Origin of the sequence: Aulosira sp. FACHB-615 (assembly GCF_014698045.1) — a bacterium.
Taxonomy (GTDB): Bacteria; Cyanobacteriota; Cyanobacteriia; order Cyanobacteriales; family Nostocaceae; genus Nostoc_B.
Window position 1 is genome coordinate 1 of sequence record NZ_JACJSE010000001.1, and the last position, 18977, is coordinate 18977.

The following is an 18977-nucleotide window of genomic DNA, read 5'->3' on the forward strand; positions in this document are numbered from 1 at the left end:
GGTGCGAAAGTTATTTGTTTATCCCCATACTCCCCCGATTTTAATCCAATTGAATTATGGTGGTCACAACTTAAATCTTTTTTACGCAATTTTGCTCCAACTACAACAGAAATGGTTGATAAACTAATCTCAGTTGCACTCGACTTAATAAATCCTCAACATTTAAGAAACTGGTTTGCTAGTTGCTGCTACTGTACCTCATAACAGCCGTAGGTGCTGTATCTATGATGAGTACATGAACTCAGCAAGGATGTGATTAACAATTCCGCCAATGATCAACAAGATAGTTTGCCATCTTTAGATGCTGCTAGTATTAAGCGGGTAAAAGAAGGAGTGGCAGCAGCAAGCGATCGCGCGGTGCGTTATACAATCGAACAGGCACTAAATCGCCTGGAAGCCATTAACCAAGGACAGACAGAACATCAAATTAATGGTAGTGTACGCAGGTTTGTTTTGCGATCGCTCATTCATACTTTATTCCGCGTCCGGGTAGAAAACCTCGAAAACTTACCGCAGACACCAGCCATTCTTGCAGCTAACCATCTCCATCACATCGACCCCTTGTTATTATTGGCAGAACTCCCCAGCCAACCTTATTACTATATTTTGGGTGATGCTCGCACTCTGTATAACAAGTGTTGGAAACGCTTCATTTTGAATTTTGCTGGCGGTGTCATTCCTTTGGCGCGGTTGTGGAAAGAAGAAGTGGCTGTCATAGAAGCAGCCAAAGCAGGAAGACAAGATTTAGCCGAACTCGCCGCCGCCATTGCCCAAAATGTGCCTACTGGCAGCGATATACAGACTTTACGCCAAATAGACCGCATTGTACTGGGAATTTTAACCCACGGGGACGGAATGATTTTGTTTCCTGAAGGACGACTGGGAAGCACTGAGGGTAAATTACATCATCCTTTGAAGCGAGGAACGGTGATATATGCTTTACGTGCTGGTGTACCAATAGTTCCCGTGGCATTAATTGGTACTAATGACTTATATCTTCGCAAACAGTTAACTATTCGCTTTGGTGAACCGTTACATTTTTCTCCCCATACGAAAGCCACTCGCCAGGAAGTCGAAACAGCTTTAGCAGCTTTGGAAAAAGCTATGACAGCTTTGTTACTAACTAACTATCAAGAACCAGCAGGAATCAAACTTTTACGTTACTTGCTTAACCATATTTTGTGGTAAACAGCTATTCAGGACTTACGCACAAAAATTTTCTGCGGAGACTGGGTGTAAGGGTTAAAGGGTGTGGGGTGTAAGAGTTTTGGACACATACACCCCTATACACATAAACCCTTACACCCTTCCCAAAACCCTTGGTTTTTCGTCTCACTGCGTAAGTCCTAGCTAAGTAAACACGCAAAATTAATTACAGTCATTGCGAGCGAAGCGAAGCAATCCCAGCCCTTGCGATTGCTTCATTTCGCTTCGCTCCATTCGCAATGACTTTGTGTAATTAATTATGTTTAACTACTTATTTTTCTAAAAAGTTGGTGATTTTAAAATTTGATGTTCCTTCCCAGCAATGATTTAAACAAGCATTTACCTGGGCATCTGCTGTATCAGTAGATTCTTGAGAAGCATTTAACTGCACGGCTGTCACAATATACTCAAAAATAATTACAAATTGTTTTTGCGTTGAAATTCTCTCAACCACAATAGTTTCGCCCACTTTGGGAATTTGCGGCAAATTCACGACAAAGGTTTCAATTTTTGGTTTTTCTAGGGGATTTTTGAAATTAAAGTATTTACAGTAAACAAGAACTTTCACGATAGTTAAGGGTTATTGGTGACGTTTTATCCTGCTTGCTGATTGGTTATTTACCTCGCCATAGCCTTTGTAATAAATTAACACCTTTTACTAATATTTCTTCTAACCACAGCATAGTGCGATCGAGCCATTTTAAAATTTTCTCTAGTAAGTGCTGCTCATACTCTATGGAATTAGCTTTAACTTCTATCCAGTCTGGCTGAATTTCGACTTGATGATTGTGGTTTTGATCGGGGATAATTTCGCCTGCATTACTTTCATTTGTGGGGATATTAGCCAGTTTTTCTGATACTTTTTTATTAGTGCGGTCAAGTTTTGTTTGTGTAACTGACAAGCTAGAATTAAGTGGTGGCGTGTTGTTTTTGTCATGCACTAATTCTGAATTACCAAATAAATCGCCCCACTTTAGCCAAGGTTCTGCGGCTGTGTTTTGATTGGTTAACTTACGTTTTCTAGACCGAATTTGATATTTTTTTCCAGGTAAAGATTGTCTATTGGATTTAGCAGAATTCAGTTTTTTCTCTTTACCAACACCAAAAAAATAATTGATTGCAGCTTCAATTAAAGCTTGAAAATTCAGTGTTTGTGTTTCCAAGCTATCAGATGAGACGGTAACATTTCCTGGTGCAGCAAACTCATCTTGACCATAAAGAAATATATGGAATTTTTGCCGAGTAACTTGGATAATTTCTTGGCTATTTTGCTGCACTGGTAATACAGTATTTTTTTCTAACTTAGCTATGACTTGATCCAGAACATCGATGATTCTGCCAGTATTTATTAGTTCAGGCGATATGCCTGCTGTCAATGCAGGAATTTTACTGGGAGTTTCGCCAGTGAGCTTGGCTAAAATCCGATGAATTTCTGGTAATAACTCTGTCTGTTGTTCAGGCAATGCTAATTGTTGATTATGCCAGTAACGCGCAACTTCACTAATAATTTTGTCTAAGATTTTTGTTTGTTGTTGCGGTGTTAAAATATCGAGAATTTCATTATTTGTGGTCACTAACACTAATTTACGCTGTTCCAGTGTTGTGGCAATTCCTTGGACTTTGGGTAAATAACGCCGAAGCACATCTTTTTGTTGAGATGGGGTGAGATGGCTAGAGGAATTGTCTGAAATCGTTAAGGATTGGGTCAGCGCAAGTTTATTTGTTTTACTATGTGAAAACAGTTTTCGCCACCAAGCGCCTATGATGTGAAAACTTGGTGATGTTTTGACAGATGTTTCCTCAGATGGAAGCTTTTGGACTGCTTCTAAGACAACCTGAATAGGCGTATCCGCAGTTGGGGGAGTTTCGTGGCGATCGCGATCATTTGGTGCTAACTTGAGCCTAGATTGTGGTTCTCTGCTATGCAGCGTTTTCACCTTTGACTCGGCTGACTGTAACACTAGATACAACGGGTAAAGTAATGCTTCTACACCCCACTTAGTTGCTACTTGCACTTGTCGAAAGGTTTGTTCCCATCGTTGTGTCAACCGCCGAGATTGCTGGTGGACAAAGTTAAAGAGTCTGCTTTGATAACGCCCAGAAGAACCAGATGACATGGTAATAATTTATGAGTTCAAGTTTTGTTTAGTTGTGAGACTCCCACGCAAAAATAGATAACGACCAACAGTAAATCGTTGTAAGTGCCATCATCTTAGCGAAAATATGACCCCTCCTGTATCTCAATCACAGACAAATTTAATCTCAAAGACTATTGAGCAATTACGCTCTTTTTGTCAAGTTAATCTTCAGTCTACTTGGCGATACCAAGAATGTGACTGGAGTATTACGGATGTTGTTACATCTAATTTGTCTGATTGGCAACCTGTAGAGTTAAATGCTAAAGGACATATTGCTTGGAAAGGCGGGAAACAAGTTTTATGGCTGGTGCAGAAACTCGTGGTTCCCCAAGATTTACAGGGTTATCCTTTAGCGGGGTTATCTTTGCGCTTGGCTTTGGTATGGTGGGCTGATGCGGCGGAAGTTTATGTTAATGGAGAATTAGTCCAATCTGGAGATTTGTTTGATTTTTACCCCAGAGTCTTGCTGAGTCAAAGTGTGTCTGCTGGGGATGAGTTTATTGTAGCTTTGCGCTTGGTCAGTCCGGGACATGATCAAGGGGCTTTGATGCGATCGCACCTAATCTACGAGTCTACAGATTATCATGATCCTGACCCCGGTTTTGTCGCCGATGAGTTGGCGGTGACGCAGTTGTATTTGGAAAAATTTGCGCCGGAAAAGTTGGATGGGTTGGCGGTGGAGATAGAAAAAACGAACCGCATTAGACGCGAAGCGGCTTCCCGAAGGGTAGGCGCAGAGGACGCGGAGAGAGAGAGGGAAGAGTGGGACAAGTATCTTTTATCTTTACGCCAAAAGTTATTTCAATCTAAAATCCGTCTTGAAAAGTTAGGCGGGACGGAAACCGACACCGCCACGCCAGTTGCTTCAAGCCGGGAAACCCGTCCAACGCACTGGCTCAACTTTTCGCAAAATCTAAAATCTAAAATTTTCTTACTCGGTCACGCTCATTTAGATTTAGCATGGCTATGGCCTGTCAGCGAAACTTGGAACGCTACCCAAAATACTTTTGAGTCGGTTCTGAAATTACAAAAAGATTTTCCTGAATTAATCTTCTGTCATTCCACACCCGCCCTTTATGCTTGGGTGGAAGAACATCGACCAGATTTATTTATAGCTATTCAAGAAGCTGTGGCGGCGGGGAAGTGGGAAATTATTGGCGCGACTTGGGTGGAACCCGAATTAAATTTGATTAGTGGTGAATCGATAGTCCGTCAGTTATTGTATGGTCAGCGATATTTTCAAGAGAAATTTGGCAAGATTTCGCCGATAGTTTGGGTTCCTGATAGCTTTGGTTTTTGTGCAACTTTACCGCAGTTTTTTGCTAATGCAGGTGTGGAATATTTTGTCACCCAAAAATTGCGGTGGAATGATACTACTAAATTTGATTATGGGGCTTTTTGGTGGCGATCGCCTGACGGTAGTCAAGTATTTAGTTTGATGTCTGCACCTATCGGCGAAGGTATTGACCCGGTTAAAATGGCAGCCTATACCTTGGAATGGCAAGACCAAACCAATTTGACAGAATCACTTTGGCTTCCTGGTGTGGGCGACCACGGCGGCGGCCCTACCCGTGATATGTTGGAAATTGCCCGACGTTGGCAACATTCGCCTGTATTTCCAGAATTAGAATTTACAACCGCCGAAAAGTATTTACAAGAAATTAGCCAAGCAGACTTCCCCACCTGGGATGACGAACTTTATCTAGAATTTCATCGCGGCTGTTATACTACTCACGCTGATCAAAAGCGGTGGAATCGTCAAAGTGAAAATTTACTTTATCAAGCTGAACTGTTTGCGACTTTAGCAACTATTACCTGTGGCGCGACATATCCCAAAGCAGAGATAGAAACCGCTTGGAAGCAAGTTTTATTTAACCAGTTTCACGATATTTTACCTGGTTCTTCCATTACCCAAGTTTATACAGATGCTTTGCCAGAGTGGCAGCAAGTTGAACAAGTGGGGACAAGAATATTAAGAGAGTCGATGCAGGCGATCGCATCTCACTTTACCCTACCAGAACCACCAGAACCAAATAGTCTACCAATATTTGTATTTAATTCCCTCAACTGGCAACGTTCTGAAGTGGTTGCTGTCAATTTACCCCCAACTCACCCAGAATGGCAAATATATGATGTCGCTGGAAATCAACTGATCTCGCAATTTACCCCACCATCAACATTATTATTTTTAGCAGCTGATATCCCACCCGTCGGTTATCGTCTATTTTGGCTAGTTCCCACATCCCAAATTCCTAGCAACTCAGCATCTCTTATCCCTGAGTTTGTCCTCGAAAATCAATTTTTGCGGGTATTTATTGACCCAGACACAGGTGATTTATCCAGTGTTTTTGATAAAACTCATCAACGCGAAGTCTTAAGCGGTGCAGGAAATCAATTACAAGCCTTTAAAGATAGCGGTCAATATTGGGATGCTTGGAATATCGACCCCAATTATGCAGAACATCCCTTACCAGCCACCAGTCTCAAATCGATTCAAATATTAGAACAAGGGCCAATACAACACCGCTTGCGCGTAGTGCGTCAATTAGGCGAATCAGAATTTTGTCAAGATTACATTTTACAAGCAGGTTCACCCATCTTAAAAATTGCCACTACAGTTAATTGGCATGAAAATCAAGTCTTCGTTAAAGCTGCATTTCCCTTAAATGTCGAAGCAGACTTCGCCACCTATGAAATACCTTGTGGTGTGATTCGTCGCCCCACTAAACCCCAAACCCCCGCAGAAAAAGCCAAATGGGAAGTCCCCGCCTTGCGTTGGGCTGATTTAACCGGAGAATCAGAACTCGGTATTTACGGTGTTAGTTTGCTCAATGATTGTAAATATGGCTACGATGCCCAAGCAAATCAAATACGCATATCATTATTACGCAGCCCCAACTGGCCAGACCCAGAAGCCGATAGAGGCTTTCACCAATTCACCTACGCCTTGTATCCCCACGCAGGTACTTGGGAATCAGCCCAGACAGTACAACGCGGCTACGAACTCAACATTCCCTTACAAGTAATACTTAACCCACTCCCAACTCCCAACTCCCAACTCCCCACTCCCGACCGAATCAGTTTCTTAAATCTAACTTCTCAAAATTTAATCTTAATGGCCTTAAAACCAACAGAAGACAATCCCCAGGAGTTGATTTTGCGATGTTACGAATCCCAAGGAGAAATAGCTGAGTTGTATTTACAGAGTGATTTAGGGCTAAGTTTGGGAGAGACAGTGGATTTATTAGAACGCTCCCAAGATATCACTGAATTTTATGGCAATCAGCAGTTCCTTATAATACAGCCTTGGAAAATTACCACTGTCAAACTGATACAACAGCCAAAGTCACTTTTTAGATAGCAGAAGCAGGTAGCTAGACAGCCTTCTGCCCCCGGTTGGTGAGCGTAGCCGAACCACTGCCTCCTGCCTCTGCTTGGTGAGCGAAGCCGAACCACCGCCTTCTAATCTTCGTGATCATCAAAGGGATCTGCTAACTCCTTGCTTGGAGGGCCAAACGAGGTATAAATTCCATACGCAGTAACAGCTACAAGTATCGCGCCTACAGAAATGCTAAGAACTATTGCGGGTTCCATAAAATATAGATTGATTATGAGTGCTATTCTTATAGAATATTACAGAAGATTAAAAAAAGCTTTGGCAACTAATCTTAGGTGAACTATGGCACAACGGACTAGGTTGGGAGATATCCTGAGACCTTTAAATTCTGAGTATGGTAAAGTGGCTCCCGGCTGGGGAACTACCCCCGTAATGGCTATATTTATGGGGCTGTTTTTCGTGTTTTTGCTGATAATTCTGCAACTTTACAATAGATCCATCGCAATTCAGGATGTGTTAGTTGATTGGCGCAGCTTAGGCGGCTAGTTTAACAGCGCAATCAAGCTTGCGTATTCAACGAACTTACACCCGGCTCGTCCGGGTTTTTTTGTAAGTTATAGACTTGAAAGGTGAGTCTAAAACAAGTCACCATAGTAATTGATGGGGAAAGTTTTGATTTTAACTTCCCACTCTCCTAATTTTGTGTGTCTGTATACTTATAGGTAGGAGCGATCGCGTGAATATATTTGGTATCGGTCTGCCAGAAATGGCTTTAATTATGATAGTGGCACTGTTAATCTTTGGCCCCAAAAAACTCCCAGAAATCGGTCGCAGTGTCGGGAAAGCAATTCGCGGTTTCCAAGATGCTTCTAATGAATTTCAAAACGAATTTAAACGCGAAGCCGAACAAATCGAACAAGCTGTGAAAACCACTGCTGAAATCGAACCCAAGCAAATAGAACCCTCTCAACCACAGCATGATACTGCTAATTAGAGTGCTGAGTGCTGAGTGCTGAGTGCTGAGTAAAAAACTAGTACAGTCTGCGGAAATAAAACACGCATGATAAATTGCTGAAAATCTGACTATAAGGGTTTTTCATTTCAGACTTCAGACTTCAGACTTCAGCTTTTTTGTACTAATCCCTAATCCCTTAACATAGTTCTGCGAATCGATTGATTGTAAGTGAAATGACAGAAGCTGTAACACCACCAGCTTTGGTAATTCCCCAACTAATTGTGGGGTTGGGGAATCCAGAGCCTAAATATGAACAAACACGCCATAATATTGGCTTTGCTGCTGTTGATGCGCTTGCTCGTGCTTGGCAAATTTCCTTGGCGGAAAATCGCAAGTTTCAAGGGGAGTATGGCGAAGGTATAGCATTTGCTGGAAGTAAAATCCGCTTGCTGAAGCCATTAACTTACATGAATCGCTCAGGACAATCAATCCAAGCTGTTACAAGTTGGTATAAATTACCAGCAGAGTCTGTATTAATCATTTATGATGATATGGATTTACCCCTCGGAAAAACCCGCTTGCGTCTTTCTGGTTCTGCGGGTGGGCATAATGGAATGAAGAGTGCGATCGCTCATCTTAGCACCCAAAACTTTCCACGTTTACGTATTGGTATCGGCAAACCAAAAGATGCAGATAATAGCGATAACTCTGAAACAGTCTCTCACGTACTCGGAAAATTTTCTGCTACCGAAACTAAATTGATGTCTGCTGTACTTCAATTTGTCGTCGAGTGCGTAGAAATGAGCCTAAAACAAGGAGTCGAAAAAGCCATGAATCGTTGTAACAGTCGTAACGTGGCTAATAATGAGTAGTTATTTGTCATTTGTCATTTGTCATTCGTTCCGTTCCCTTCCTTGTCCCCCTTGTCTCCCTTGTCCCCTCACACCCTCATACAAAGCAATATACCCAAGCCCTAGTCAGGCATGGGTAAATCTTGCTAAATCTCATCTGAGTACTCTGGCAAAGTGCTGTTGCTAACTGAGATTGATTTCTTGAAGCAAAGCCAGTACCAAACCATCCATATTTATTTAAAACGGCGCTTGCGTCTTGCTGCTACAGCTTTACGTTTGCGCTTTTCTAATGGTGTTTCAAAGTGCCGATGATATTTTACGTCGGCAAGTATACCAGCCTTGGATACTTGACGCTTAAATCGACGTAATGCTGAATCTATTCCTTCGTTTTCGCCTAGAACCACTTGGGTCATTCTGTTTCCTCGTTATGGATAATTCCCATTGTAATAGTAGCCTCCGACTTAGCCAAACGCCGCCAACTTGCGTTCAAACATACTAGTTTTGGCAAGCGTACTGCGTGCAGTAGGAGACATACTATTTATAATCACAAATTAGTATTATATGACTTAGTAACAAAAGTTAGTGGTTGATGTATAGTCCAAATAGAGGTTTTGTAGCGCAAATGTCATTATTAATACTGCTTAAAAGTTAATTCTTCCCTGATTTAATAATTTATATCCGGTGGCTAATGCCGTAAACGCCACACAAAAACTCCATAAACTAGTCGGTCTTAAAATAACTCCACCACTTAAAAACACTAGCACGATTCCCAGCCCCAGTAATACCCAACCAAAATTACCAGTTTGTCTAGGAAAGAAAACTAGCGAAAATATGCCAGCCATAATTGCTAGAACTGAACCAGTAGCAGGCGCACTCCGATAAAAAAATGAATAGTATCCGCTAACAAATATGATGTTTTGACCGAAAAAATATAACCCTACAAATAATAAAATCAAGCCTATTAGTTTGATGAAAAGCCTACCCATAATTATTAGATGTACCTTAGCTAAATCTAAAGTTAGTTTGGGTTTATTATATTTGAACTATTAATAAAAAACTATAGATTTATGTAAAAAATTATCTAAAATTCATGTACAATCCAGCAAATATACGTAGAATATCATCTGGGATTTGATCATAAACCCCTCATACAGAACTTTTGAAGTAAGTGAGGCATAGCGTGAATAATGAGTAATGAGTAATGAGTAATGAGTAAGAAATTTACTTATTACTTATTACTCATTACTTTCTTCAATAGACAAAGCCAATTGATAAACTTCGCGCCGGGAAAGTGAGGTAAATTTGGCTAGTTGACGGCTGGCTTGAGAACGGGATATTCCTTGCCTAATTAACTGTTGTAATTCTGCTTTGAGTTGTGTTTCGGTTAATAAAGGCTGGGTGGCTGGTGTTCCTGCAACAAGTAAAGTGTATTCACCTTGGGGTTCTCGTTGTTGGTAATGAGCGATCGCATCGGCAATTGTACCGCGCCAAAATTCTTCGTACAATTTAGTTAGTTCCCGCGCCAGCACAATTTGGCGTTCGTCCCCAAAAGCTGCTGCTAAATCTTGCAAAGTATCTGTTAAACGATGGGGCGATTCGTAGAAAATTAAGGTGCGAGATTCTGTCTGCAAGGTTTCTAAATATTCCCGTCGTTGTTGTGCTTTCGGTGGTAAAAAACCTTCAAACGCAAACTTATCTGTCGGTAAACCCGCCGCACTCAAAGCGGTAATGGCTGCACTCGCACCAGGAATTGGTACTACTTTGATCCCTGCGTCAATACAAGCTTTAATTAGTTCATAGCCAGGATCAGAAATTCCTGGCATACCTGCATCACTAACCAACGCGATCGCTTTACCATGATTTAAATGCTCTAAAATTTCTGGAATGCGACTATTGCGATTATGTTCGTGATAACTGATTTGGGGTGTTTTAACTTGAAAATGTTGGAGTAATTTCCCTGTGTGGCGCGTGTCTTCCGCAGCAATTAAATCTACTGTTTGCAAAATTCGCACCGCCCGAAAGGTAATATCTTCTAAGTTGCCAATGGGTGTGCCAACAACGTAAAGTGTTCCTGGTTGGGGTTTGTCATTTGTCATTTGTTATTCGTTATTCGTATAGGACTTACGCAAAAACCCTCTCAAATCCTCTTAACTTCGTGTCCTTTGCGCCCTTTGCGGTTCGTTTTTTCATGATTTTGCGTAAGTCCTGTCGTAATTTGTTATTTGTCATTTTTATTAAACAAATATGGTGACTAATCTAAAATCCAAAATCCAAAATTTAAAATCACATCGCGGATTATTTGTCGGGTTAGTCACCTTAGATTTGATTTATCTGGCTGATGCTGCTCCGCAAAATAATCAAAAGTTGGTGGCTAATGACTATACTGTAGCAGCAGGCGGCCCGGCTACAAATGCGGCGGTAACTTTTGCCCATTTAGGAAATTATGCAAATATCTTGGGTGTGGTTGGTTCTCACCCCATGACGCAACTTATTTATAGTGACTTAGAAAATTATAGAGTAGCGATCGCCGACCTAGACCCCAACAAACCCACACCACCACCTGTCTCTTCAATTATTGTTACCCAAGCCACCGGCGAACGAGCGATTATTTCGATTAACGCTGTGAAGACTCAAGCCAACAAAGCATCTGTCCCAGATAATATTTTGTCAGATATTAATATTGTATTGATTGATGGACACCAAATAGAAGTAGGGAAAGCGATCGCGCAAACTGCAAAAGCTCATCATATCCCAGTAGTCATTGATGGTGGTAGCTGGAAACACGGCTTTGAGGAAATCTTACCCTTTGTCGATTATGCCGTTTGTTCGGCAAATTTCTATCCTCCTGGCTGTGAGACAGAACAACAGGTTTTTGATTATCTCAGCAGTTTTAACATTCCCCACATTGCCATTACCCACGGTGATCAACCAATTACATATCTAAGTCAGAATCAAAGTGCTACTATAACCGTACCGCGAATTACCGCAGTTGACACCCTGGGGGCTGGTGATATTGTTCACGGCGCTTTCTGCCACTATATATTAAGTGAAAATTTCCCCGATGCTTTAGCACAAGCCGCATCTATCGCCGCTAATTCCTGTAAATTTTTTGGCACACGTCGCTGGATGGAAGTAAAACAATGAAAAATTTAGAAGATATATTAGCGATCGCTCGTGATGTAGGCTGGAAAGCGGCAGATATTCTCCACTCTTATTATCACGGCAAAGTTAAAGACCCTGATTTACAGGTGCAGTATAAACAAAGCGAACCTGTAACAATTGCAGATGTTACCGTTAGTCAATATATTGTGCAGAGACTACAAGCTGCTTTTGGTGATGAAGATTTTGCTTACATTAGCGAAGAAACCTATAAATCACAACTCCAGCTAGAAAACTCTCAGTTAGTATGGCTAATTGACCCTTTAGATGGTACAAGAGATTTTATTGATAAGACTGGAGATTATGCCATTCATATTGCGTTAATTCAAGAGCATCGTCCGATTTTATCTGTGGTCGCTGTACCAGAAGCCGAAACTATCTACTACGCTATTAAAGAAGGTGGAACCTTCAAAGAAACTCCAAGCGCCACTGTCTCTATAAAACTTTCACCAACAAAACTCGTGGAAGATTTAACCTTAGTTGTTAGTCGTTCTCATCGCAATGAAAGACTAGAGTATTTATTACAAAATTTGCCTTGTCAAAATCAAAAAGCTGTCGGCAGTGTAGGTTGTAAAATTGCTACCATTCTAGAGCAAAATGCAGACATCTATATTTCTCTTTCTGGTAAATCTGCGCCTAAAGATTGGGATATTGCCGCACCAGAGCTAATTTTAACCGAAGCAGGCGGTAACTTTACTCGCTTTGATGGCAGTCCTTTACAATATCACACTGGAGATATTAATCAATGGGGAGGCTTACTTGCCAGTAATAGTAACTCTCATCAACTTTTATGTCAGGAAGCGCAAAGGATATTATCTGAGTTCGACGGTATTAAGAAAGTGTAGAACTATATATGTATATAGCTAAAGTTAGTTTGTCCAACTTTACAGTATAATTTATAATTATATTTAATAGTTAATCTAATTAATGTCTATGAACATATTTTCAGACATTTTTTAGGTACAAATACCCAAAAATTATTCTGTAATAGTTACAGAATACAAAGTTTTTTGAATAGTTGATAACTTTGATTGTTGGGAGCTTGTGCTATACTTTGGCATATAAGGATTATTTTCGGTTGAGTAACTCGTTTTGATTTTTAAAAAGCGTCTCTCCGAATTTAACTCTCTACACTCCCTGAATTCGGAGACATTATATGTCAATTTACATCGGAAACCTTTCCTATCAAGTCACTGAGGAAGACTTGAGATTAGCATTTAGCGAATACGGAAAAGTAAGTCGCGTTCAGTTACCAACTGACCGCGAAACTGGCCGTCCTCGCGGTTTTGCCTTTGTGGAAATGGAAAATGAATCACAAGAAACCGCAGCCATTGAAGCACTAGATGGTGCTGAATGGATGGGTCGTGACCTGAGAGTTAACAAAGCTAAACCTCGTGAAGAAAGAAGTACTTCCCGTGGTGGTGGCGGTGGTGGCTGGGGTAACAACCGTGGCGGCGGCGGTGGCGGCGGCCGTGGTGGTCGCTACTAAACTTTTGAAATAAAAATTTAGCATCTAGAGTCTCCAGCAGATAAAGCCAAAGGCTCAATTCTGCTGGGGTATTTTATTTTTTCTCTAGATTTTGCTATTCATCCAAATAAGGAGGATTGAGAATGACGCAAGTAGTCTTGGGGGAGAATGAGGGTATTGATTCAGCTTTGCGAAGATTTAAACGGGAAGTTTCTAAAGCTGGAATTTTCCAAGACATGAGAAAGAAGCGTCACTTTGAGACACCGCTAGAAAAACAAAAGCGGAAAGCAGTTGCAAGACACAAACAAAATCGTAGCAACGGCGCACGGCGCTTCAAGTAACATAGCTAAAAATATTAGTATGGTTGGGGCATCAGCCATTAGGTTTGCTATTACTATTTAAACCTAAAATCCCCACCCTTTAAGGGTGGGGAGCATGTCAAATTGGTAAAGCTTTAACTTGTAGTAAATCTAGCTCGCGCTCAAAAATTTCATCAATAGGTAACATCTGACCATCGGTAGTCATAAATTTATGGTCTTTGGTGGCGCGAATTACGGAACCGTCTTCTAAACAATACTCGAATAATTCTTGTTGTCCTCGATTATGCCATTGGGCGATCGCTTGCGTATAGACATGACCATGACTGTCAACGCTAAACACGCTACATTCCAATTGTTTTTCCACAATTTCGCCGATAGGGACAAAGCCATATTCTACTGTTAATACTTCTGTGTCATAGCTGAGGCAATATTCAGCGAACTTCAACATATCATCAAATAGCTTTTCGGCTACTTGCTTTTTCACACCGTTTTTTGTCGAACCATCAATAAATTTTTCCTGCTGCTTCTGCATTTCCGAAACTTTCTTCTTACCCATTGCGCGACGCAGCAAGTCAGCTTGTCCTAAAGAATATCCAGCCATATCTTGAGCAATTTTCATGATTTGCTCTTGATAAACCATGATGCCGTAGGTTTCATTTAAAATTGGTTCTAAAATCTGGCTTTCATAGTCAATATTTTCGCGTCCATGTTTGCGGTTAATAAACTTAGGAATTAACCCTGCATCTAAAGGGCCTGGTCTGTATAATGCCAAGATAGAAGAAATATCTTCAATATTAGAAGGCTTCAAATCACGGACAATTTGTTTCATCCCTGATGATTCTAATTGGAATATCCCCTCTAACTCTCCAGATTCTAGCAGTTCATAAGTTTTCTGGACATCTTTAGGTAGGGTTTTATGTTCACCCTTAGCTAAAATCTTTTGGGCTTTTCTTTCTTGATTAGTGATTTCATAAGGGTCAACTCTATAACCTTTATTATGCTCAATTAAATCAATGGTTTTTTGAATCATTGTCAGGTTTCTTAAACCTAAAAAGTCCATTTTTAATAGACCCATTGATTCCAAATCTTCCATGAAATATTGGGTAATTACTGACCCATCATTATTTTTTTGTAAAGGCACAATTTCATCAAGGGGGTCAGCAGAAATTACTACCCCAGCCGCGTGAACACCGAAGGTTTTGTTAGTTCCTTCAATTCGCATCGCCATATCAATCCAACGGCGGACTGTCGGGTCATTATCATATTTCTCCTTAAACTCTGGTTCGGGAGTGTCATCAGAAATCATCACCTTGAGTTTAGTTGGTTTTCCCCGCACCACAGGAATTAACTTCGCCATTTTGTCAGCGTCCCCATAGGGAATATTCAACACCCTGGCGACATCTTTTAATACAGCTTTAGAAGTTAAGCGGTTAAAGGTAATAATTTGAGCAACTCTATCTGTACCATATTTTTCTGTGACATAATTAATCACTTGATCCCGTTTTTCAATACAAAAATCGGTATCAATATCAGGCATTGATTTCCGTTCTGGGTTCAAGAAACGCTCAAATAATAAGCCATGATGTACGGGGTCAATGTTAGTAATTCCCATTGTGTAGGCTACTAAAGACCCTGCGGCAGAATTATGAATGGCGATTGAGTTGCCGATATAGGAAGTATCACCAGGAACGCTGATATCATAGACATAACCGTTATAGTTCAATGTCTTAGTTTCTTTAATTTTTATGTAAATATAATTATCATCTACATAAAAACCATCATTGCGATAAAATTTTTGGGGTTTGATACCTACAGGAAAATCAATAAAGTCAGCATTCCAGTCTAAAAGTTGTTTTCCTGATAATTTAACTGAATATTCTACAGACCAATTGACTTTTTGTTTTTTTCTTTTAATGATAGATCCCCAATATCCAAACCGAGCCAATAGTAATCTTAATTGGGCAGCAAGGTTACTAGATGTGGTTGTATATTTGATATTGATAGTTTTATCTTTTGTGCCATTATGACCATCACCGCGAAAAAGATAAGCAATTAAAAGTCTGATGTACTCTGACTTACCTTGAGTGACAATTTCATCAGGTATGTGCTTATGGTTGGCTCCTTTACCACATAAGCTAGATAAAAACTCTCCCACAATTCTGGAGTAACAGAGAACTTGTAAAGAGTTCTTTTTGGGATGGGGAAATATTTTACTTTCTAAACCAAACACTTGATTAATGAGACGACAAATTTCTTCAGCATAATTCACCTCATTTTTGGCAAGTCCAAAGCCAACCGCGCATTCTCTTTCTCCTAGTCTTGACCATCCCTCAGCAATATAATAGCCAAGAATTCTGGCGAGGTCTTCGTTAAAAGTGATGTATCTGGGAATTTTTCGAGTAATTAAATGATTTGTGCCGATTTCATACCAAATAAATTCCTGATCAAATCTTAAATGCGATTTACTTTCTACAAAATTTACTAAATCAAAAACAACTTCTTGTTCAGCAGATTTAACTCTAGGAAAGACAACAAAATCATTTTTGCGGAGTTTTCCAGCTTCTATCCACTTTAATTGATAGCCTTGATATGGTTTAACAGAACAATATCGAGTACAGCTAGGTTTACAAACATTAGCTTGTTTGATACTCATGACCACACATTCATCAGTTTTAACTGCCCAAATTTTATGGTCTTTAGTTAAAAATAATTCTTCATTAGCTGCTTTGATTTTGACAATTTCTTCATTACAGGGATATTCATGTTTATGAGTAACAGGTAAGAGATTTCCTTGATGAGTAATTACCTTTTGTCCAACTTGAATATCTTTGATCAAAATTTGTTCGCCACTGGCCAGCATCACCTTAGTATCGCCTAAAACGCATCCACGTCCCGGCCCCACTGGAATATTATTATCTCTCGCAAATTTGATGTAGTCCCACACCACTAAAAAGTATGTAGAAAAACCCATTTGCTGGAGCATTTTCAGTTCATATTCCAATCTTTCTTTATAAACTGGCTCAACTTCAGTGCGAGATTTTCTGTTTAATTTATCTAAAAGTCCGTTCCATGCAACTTCTTCAACATAAGTATCAGCAGTGTGACCAGAAGGAATTGGATAGTTAGGAATGCGAGGCTCACCCATAATATTGTAAGGCTCGACTTTATCCGCGACTTCTTCGGTGGTTGCGATCGCTTCCTCAATTACATCATCGGGTAAATGGTCGCGGAATAGCATTCTCATTTCATCAGCAGATTTGAGATATTCTGTACCGCTATAGCGCATCCGGTTATCTTCAATAATTAGTTTACCTGTTTGAATGCAAAGTAAAGCATCGTGGGCTTCGACATCAAAACAGGAAATAAAATGGGAGTCGTTCGTAGCGACAAATTTAATATTTAATTCCCGCGCAATTTTGATAATTTCGACGTTAACAATGCGGTCTTCTTGGGAGCCGTGGTCTTGAATTTCTAAATAAAAATCATCACCAAATACATCTTTATACCATTGAGCAACTTTGCGGGCTGCATCTGGTCTATTACTGAGAATTGCTTGGGGAATTTCGCCACCTAAACATGCACTAGTGACAATCAAGCCTTCGTGATATTGTTTGAGTAAATCTTTATTAATACAGGGGCGAGAAAAAATACCTTTACCTTGTACACCTTTGAGGTGAGAAATTGTAGTTAATTTAACTAAATGTTTATATCCTTGATTATTTTTGGCTAAAACAACTTGATGATATTTGGGACGACGTTCTTGTTTTTCAATATCGCCGTTAATGATATACATTTCGTTGCCAATAATTGGCTTAACATTTTTACTACGGCAAATTTTTAGCAATTCTACAGCACCATACATGACACCATGATCTGTAACTGCGATCGCCTTTATCCCCAATTCTATGGCACGGTCAATCAAATCAGGTAACTGACTCGCCCCATCCAGCAAACTATAGTCACTATGAATATGTAAAGGTACGAAAGACATAATTTATTTAATAGTCAATTATTAAAAGTGCTGAGTGCTGAGTGCTGAGTGCTGAGTTAAAGATTCTATTTCCCCTACCTCCTTGTCTCCCTTGTCTCCCTTGTCCCCCACTCTCTACTCCCTAGATTGATTAGATTATCCTGTTTAAGTAAATTCCACTTCCGCAGTTGTTGTTGTAATAGTTACCTTTGTTCCGTTATTTAGCTGTACCAATGAGTCAAACAGAGAGTCAACATCCGCCCGATAATGCTTCCCGTCCTTGGTGGCGGCGTATTCCTCTGACGTTACAAATTGTAATAGCCTTAGTGCTGGCTGTGATTGTGGGAATTGCTTTGGGTGCGGGGAACCCTAGCCCCAGCAATGCGGCTTTAATCACTAATTTGGCAATTCCGGCAGAACTGGTACTCAAGGCACTCCGCGCTTTAGCTACGCCACTGATTTTGGTAGCAGTGCTGCATACTTTTATGACGGCGACTATCCCCGGTACCGCCGGACGACGGTTAGCGTTATTACTTTTTACTAATACCACTGTAGCGATTTTGGTTGGGTTGTTTGTGGCTAATGTCTTGCGTCCAGGAACTTGGGGAAGTTTACCCAAACCACAAACAGCAGTAAATAGCGCCAACCTTGATCCTTGGGGGTTAATCAAAGACGCTGTACCAGAAGCCATTCTTGCGCCGTTGGTAAGTAATAATGTGATTCAGTTAATTGTGGTTGCCCTGTGCTTTGGAATTGTGCTGCGGGGTTTAAAATCAGAACAAATCGCCCAAGGTAAAACAGGATTTCAACCCATTGAAGATGTGATTGGAATTTTGTTTGAGGCGGTAATTCGCATTCTCAACTGGGTAATTGCCTTAGTTCCCTTTGCGGTGTTTGGTATTGTGGCTAAAACTGTGGCAGAAAAAGGTTTTGCCCCATTTGTTTCTTTAGCGGCTTTTATTGTGGCGGTGTTGGTAGCCTTGGTGTTACAAGCTTGTTACTATCTCACCAGAGTCAAGTTCGGTTCTTGGGTAAACCCGTGGCGATTTTTGGTTGGTGGTTCGGATGCTTTTATCACGGCGTTCTCGACTTCTTCTTCTACGGTGACAATGCCCATTACTTGGGAAGTTTTGCAAACCAAAGTTGGTTTAAGAGAATCTTCTGCATCTTTGGGGGCGCTAGTCGGGGCAAACTTTAATAATGATGGGACTGCCCTTTATGAAGCGATGTCTGCATTATATATTTCCCAAGTTATTGGACAGCATTTAAATTTGGGACAGCAGTTAATTGTAGTGCTGACATCGATTTTTGCATCGGTGGGGGCGGCTGGTATTCCCAATGCGGGGTTAGTAACGATGACTTTGGTATTTACTTCCGTACGCTTGCCGACAGAGTATATCGCGTTGTTGGTGACAGTTGACTGGTTTTTAGACCGTTGTCGCACAGCGATTAATGTTATGGGAGATATGACGGTGAGTGCGGTACTGGATGGGAAAAAGCCGCGTTATGAGGAGGAGAATCTTTCTGAGGAAGTTTGATGAATGCTTAATAAGAAACTAACCGCAAAGTACGC

18 protein-coding genes are annotated in these 18977 nt (G+C 40.6%); 11 read left to right on the plus strand and 7 right to left on the minus strand.

Going from position 1 to position 18977, the window contains the following annotated elements:
• Together H6G77_RS00005 and H6G77_RS00010 are read left to right on the plus strand one after the other, a co-directional pair.
• Positions 1-204, plus strand: a 204-nt coding sequence (locus tag H6G77_RS00005) for a transposase (RefSeq protein WP_190870516.1), incomplete at its 5' end; no start/stop codon positions are given.
• 48 nt (positions 205-252) lie between these two features.
• Positions 253-1188, plus strand: a complete 936-nt coding sequence (locus H6G77_RS00010) for a 1-acyl-sn-glycerol-3-phosphate acyltransferase (protein ID WP_313954470.1) — start codon at positions 253-255, stop codon at positions 1186-1188.
• A gap of 289 nt (positions 1189-1477) precedes the next feature.
• On the opposite strand, the gene H6G77_RS00015 is transcribed toward H6G77_RS00010, so the two are convergent.
• Both H6G77_RS00015 and H6G77_RS00020 read right to left on the minus strand, forming a co-directional pair.
• The gene (locus H6G77_RS00015) at positions 1478-1774 is read right to left on the minus strand and encodes a hypothetical protein (protein WP_190592269.1); all 297 of its coding nucleotides are present in this window, start codon (positions 1772-1774) and stop codon (positions 1478-1480) included.
• 46 nt (positions 1775-1820) lie between these two features.
• Positions 1821-3323 (minus strand): hypothetical protein, encoded by a 1503-nt coding sequence (locus tag H6G77_RS00020; protein ID WP_190870517.1) that lies wholly within the window; start codon positions 3321-3323, stop codon positions 1821-1823.
• A gap of 106 nt (positions 3324-3429) precedes the next feature.
• Between H6G77_RS00020 and H6G77_RS00025 the strand changes: the two genes are divergently transcribed.
• Positions 3430-6705, plus strand: coding sequence for an alpha-mannosidase (locus H6G77_RS00025; RefSeq protein ID WP_190870518.1), 3276 nt, complete (start codon positions 3430-3432; stop codon positions 6703-6705).
• 101 nt (positions 6706-6806) lie between these two features.
• Here the strand turns inward: H6G77_RS00025 and psbN are convergent, their stop codons facing one another.
• Positions 6807-6938 (minus strand): photosystem II reaction center protein PsbN, encoded by a 132-nt coding sequence (gene psbN, locus H6G77_RS00030; RefSeq protein ID WP_083468730.1) that lies wholly within the window; start codon positions 6936-6938, stop codon positions 6807-6809.
• A gap of 85 nt (positions 6939-7023) precedes the next feature.
• Between psbN and psbH the strand changes: the two genes are divergently transcribed.
• The 3 genes from psbH to pth all read left to right on the plus strand — a co-directional run bounded on the left by psbH (position 7024) and on the right by pth (position 8508).
• Positions 7024-7227, plus strand: coding sequence for a photosystem II reaction center phosphoprotein PsbH (gene psbH / locus H6G77_RS00035; protein WP_190592266.1), 204 nt, complete (start codon positions 7024-7026; stop codon positions 7225-7227).
• 190 nt (positions 7228-7417) lie between these two features.
• Positions 7418-7675: a TatA/E family twin arginine-targeting protein translocase gene (locus tag H6G77_RS00040; RefSeq protein WP_190592265.1), complete on the plus strand. Its 258-nt coding sequence runs from the start codon at positions 7418-7420 to the stop codon at positions 7673-7675.
• A gap of 194 nt (positions 7676-7869) precedes the next feature.
• On the plus strand, positions 7870-8508 hold the full coding sequence (gene pth, locus H6G77_RS00045) for an aminoacyl-tRNA hydrolase (RefSeq protein WP_190672339.1): 639 nt from the start codon (positions 7870-7872) through the stop codon (positions 8506-8508).
• A gap of 212 nt (positions 8509-8720) precedes the next feature.
• On the opposite strand, the gene rpsU (H6G77_RS00050) is transcribed toward pth, so the two are convergent.
• The 3 genes from rpsU (H6G77_RS00050) to rsmI form a co-directional block, all read right to left on the minus strand.
• Entirely contained in the window at positions 8721-8900 is a 180-nt protein-coding gene (gene rpsU / locus H6G77_RS00050; protein WP_008226419.1) for a 30S ribosomal protein S21, read from the minus strand.
• A gap of 228 nt (positions 8901-9128) precedes the next feature.
• Positions 9129-9473 (minus strand): hypothetical protein, encoded by a 345-nt coding sequence (locus tag H6G77_RS00055; RefSeq protein WP_190870519.1) that lies wholly within the window; start codon positions 9471-9473, stop codon positions 9129-9131.
• Between the two features lie 249 nt (positions 9474-9722).
• Positions 9723-10583 (minus strand): 16S rRNA (cytidine(1402)-2'-O)-methyltransferase, encoded by an 861-nt coding sequence (gene rsmI / locus H6G77_RS00060; RefSeq protein WP_190870520.1) that lies wholly within the window; start codon positions 10581-10583, stop codon positions 9723-9725.
• Positions 10584-10731: 148 nt separating this feature from the next.
• On the opposite strand from rsmI, the gene H6G77_RS00065 reads away from it, so the two are divergent.
• The 4 genes from H6G77_RS00065 to rpsU (H6G77_RS00080) all read left to right on the plus strand — a co-directional run bounded on the left by H6G77_RS00065 (position 10732) and on the right by rpsU (H6G77_RS00080) (position 13455).
• Positions 10732-11631, plus strand: a complete 900-nt coding sequence (locus H6G77_RS00065) for a sugar kinase (protein WP_190870521.1) — start codon at positions 10732-10734, stop codon at positions 11629-11631.
• Positions 11628-12491, plus strand: coding sequence for a 3'(2'),5'-bisphosphate nucleotidase CysQ (locus H6G77_RS00070; RefSeq protein WP_190870522.1), 864 nt, complete (start codon positions 11628-11630; stop codon positions 12489-12491). The genes H6G77_RS00065 and H6G77_RS00070 overlap by 4 nt, the downstream gene beginning before the upstream one ends.
• A gap of 311 nt (positions 12492-12802) precedes the next feature.
• A complete protein-coding gene (locus H6G77_RS00075) occupies positions 12803-13135 on the plus strand; it encodes an RNA-binding protein (RefSeq protein ID WP_190592259.1) in 333 nt (110 codons plus the stop codon).
• Positions 13136-13257: 122 nt separating this feature from the next.
• A complete protein-coding gene (rpsU, locus tag H6G77_RS00080) occupies positions 13258-13455 on the plus strand; it encodes a 30S ribosomal protein S21 (protein ID WP_062292816.1) in 198 nt (65 codons plus the stop codon).
• Between the two features lie 97 nt (positions 13456-13552).
• Here rpsU (H6G77_RS00080) and dnaE read toward each other — a convergent pair whose 3' ends face one another.
• Entirely contained in the window at positions 13553-17425 is a 3873-nt protein-coding gene (gene dnaE, locus H6G77_RS00085; RefSeq protein ID WP_242049123.1) for a DNA polymerase III subunit alpha, read from the minus strand.
• Positions 17426-17637: 212 nt separating this feature from the next.
• Here dnaE and H6G77_RS00095 point away from each other — a divergent pair, with 212 nt between their 5' ends.
• Positions 17638-18942, plus strand: a complete 1305-nt coding sequence (locus H6G77_RS00095; protein ID WP_190870523.1) for a dicarboxylate/amino acid:cation symporter — start codon at positions 17638-17640, stop codon at positions 18940-18942.
• Positions 18943-18977: the final 35 nt, after the last annotated feature.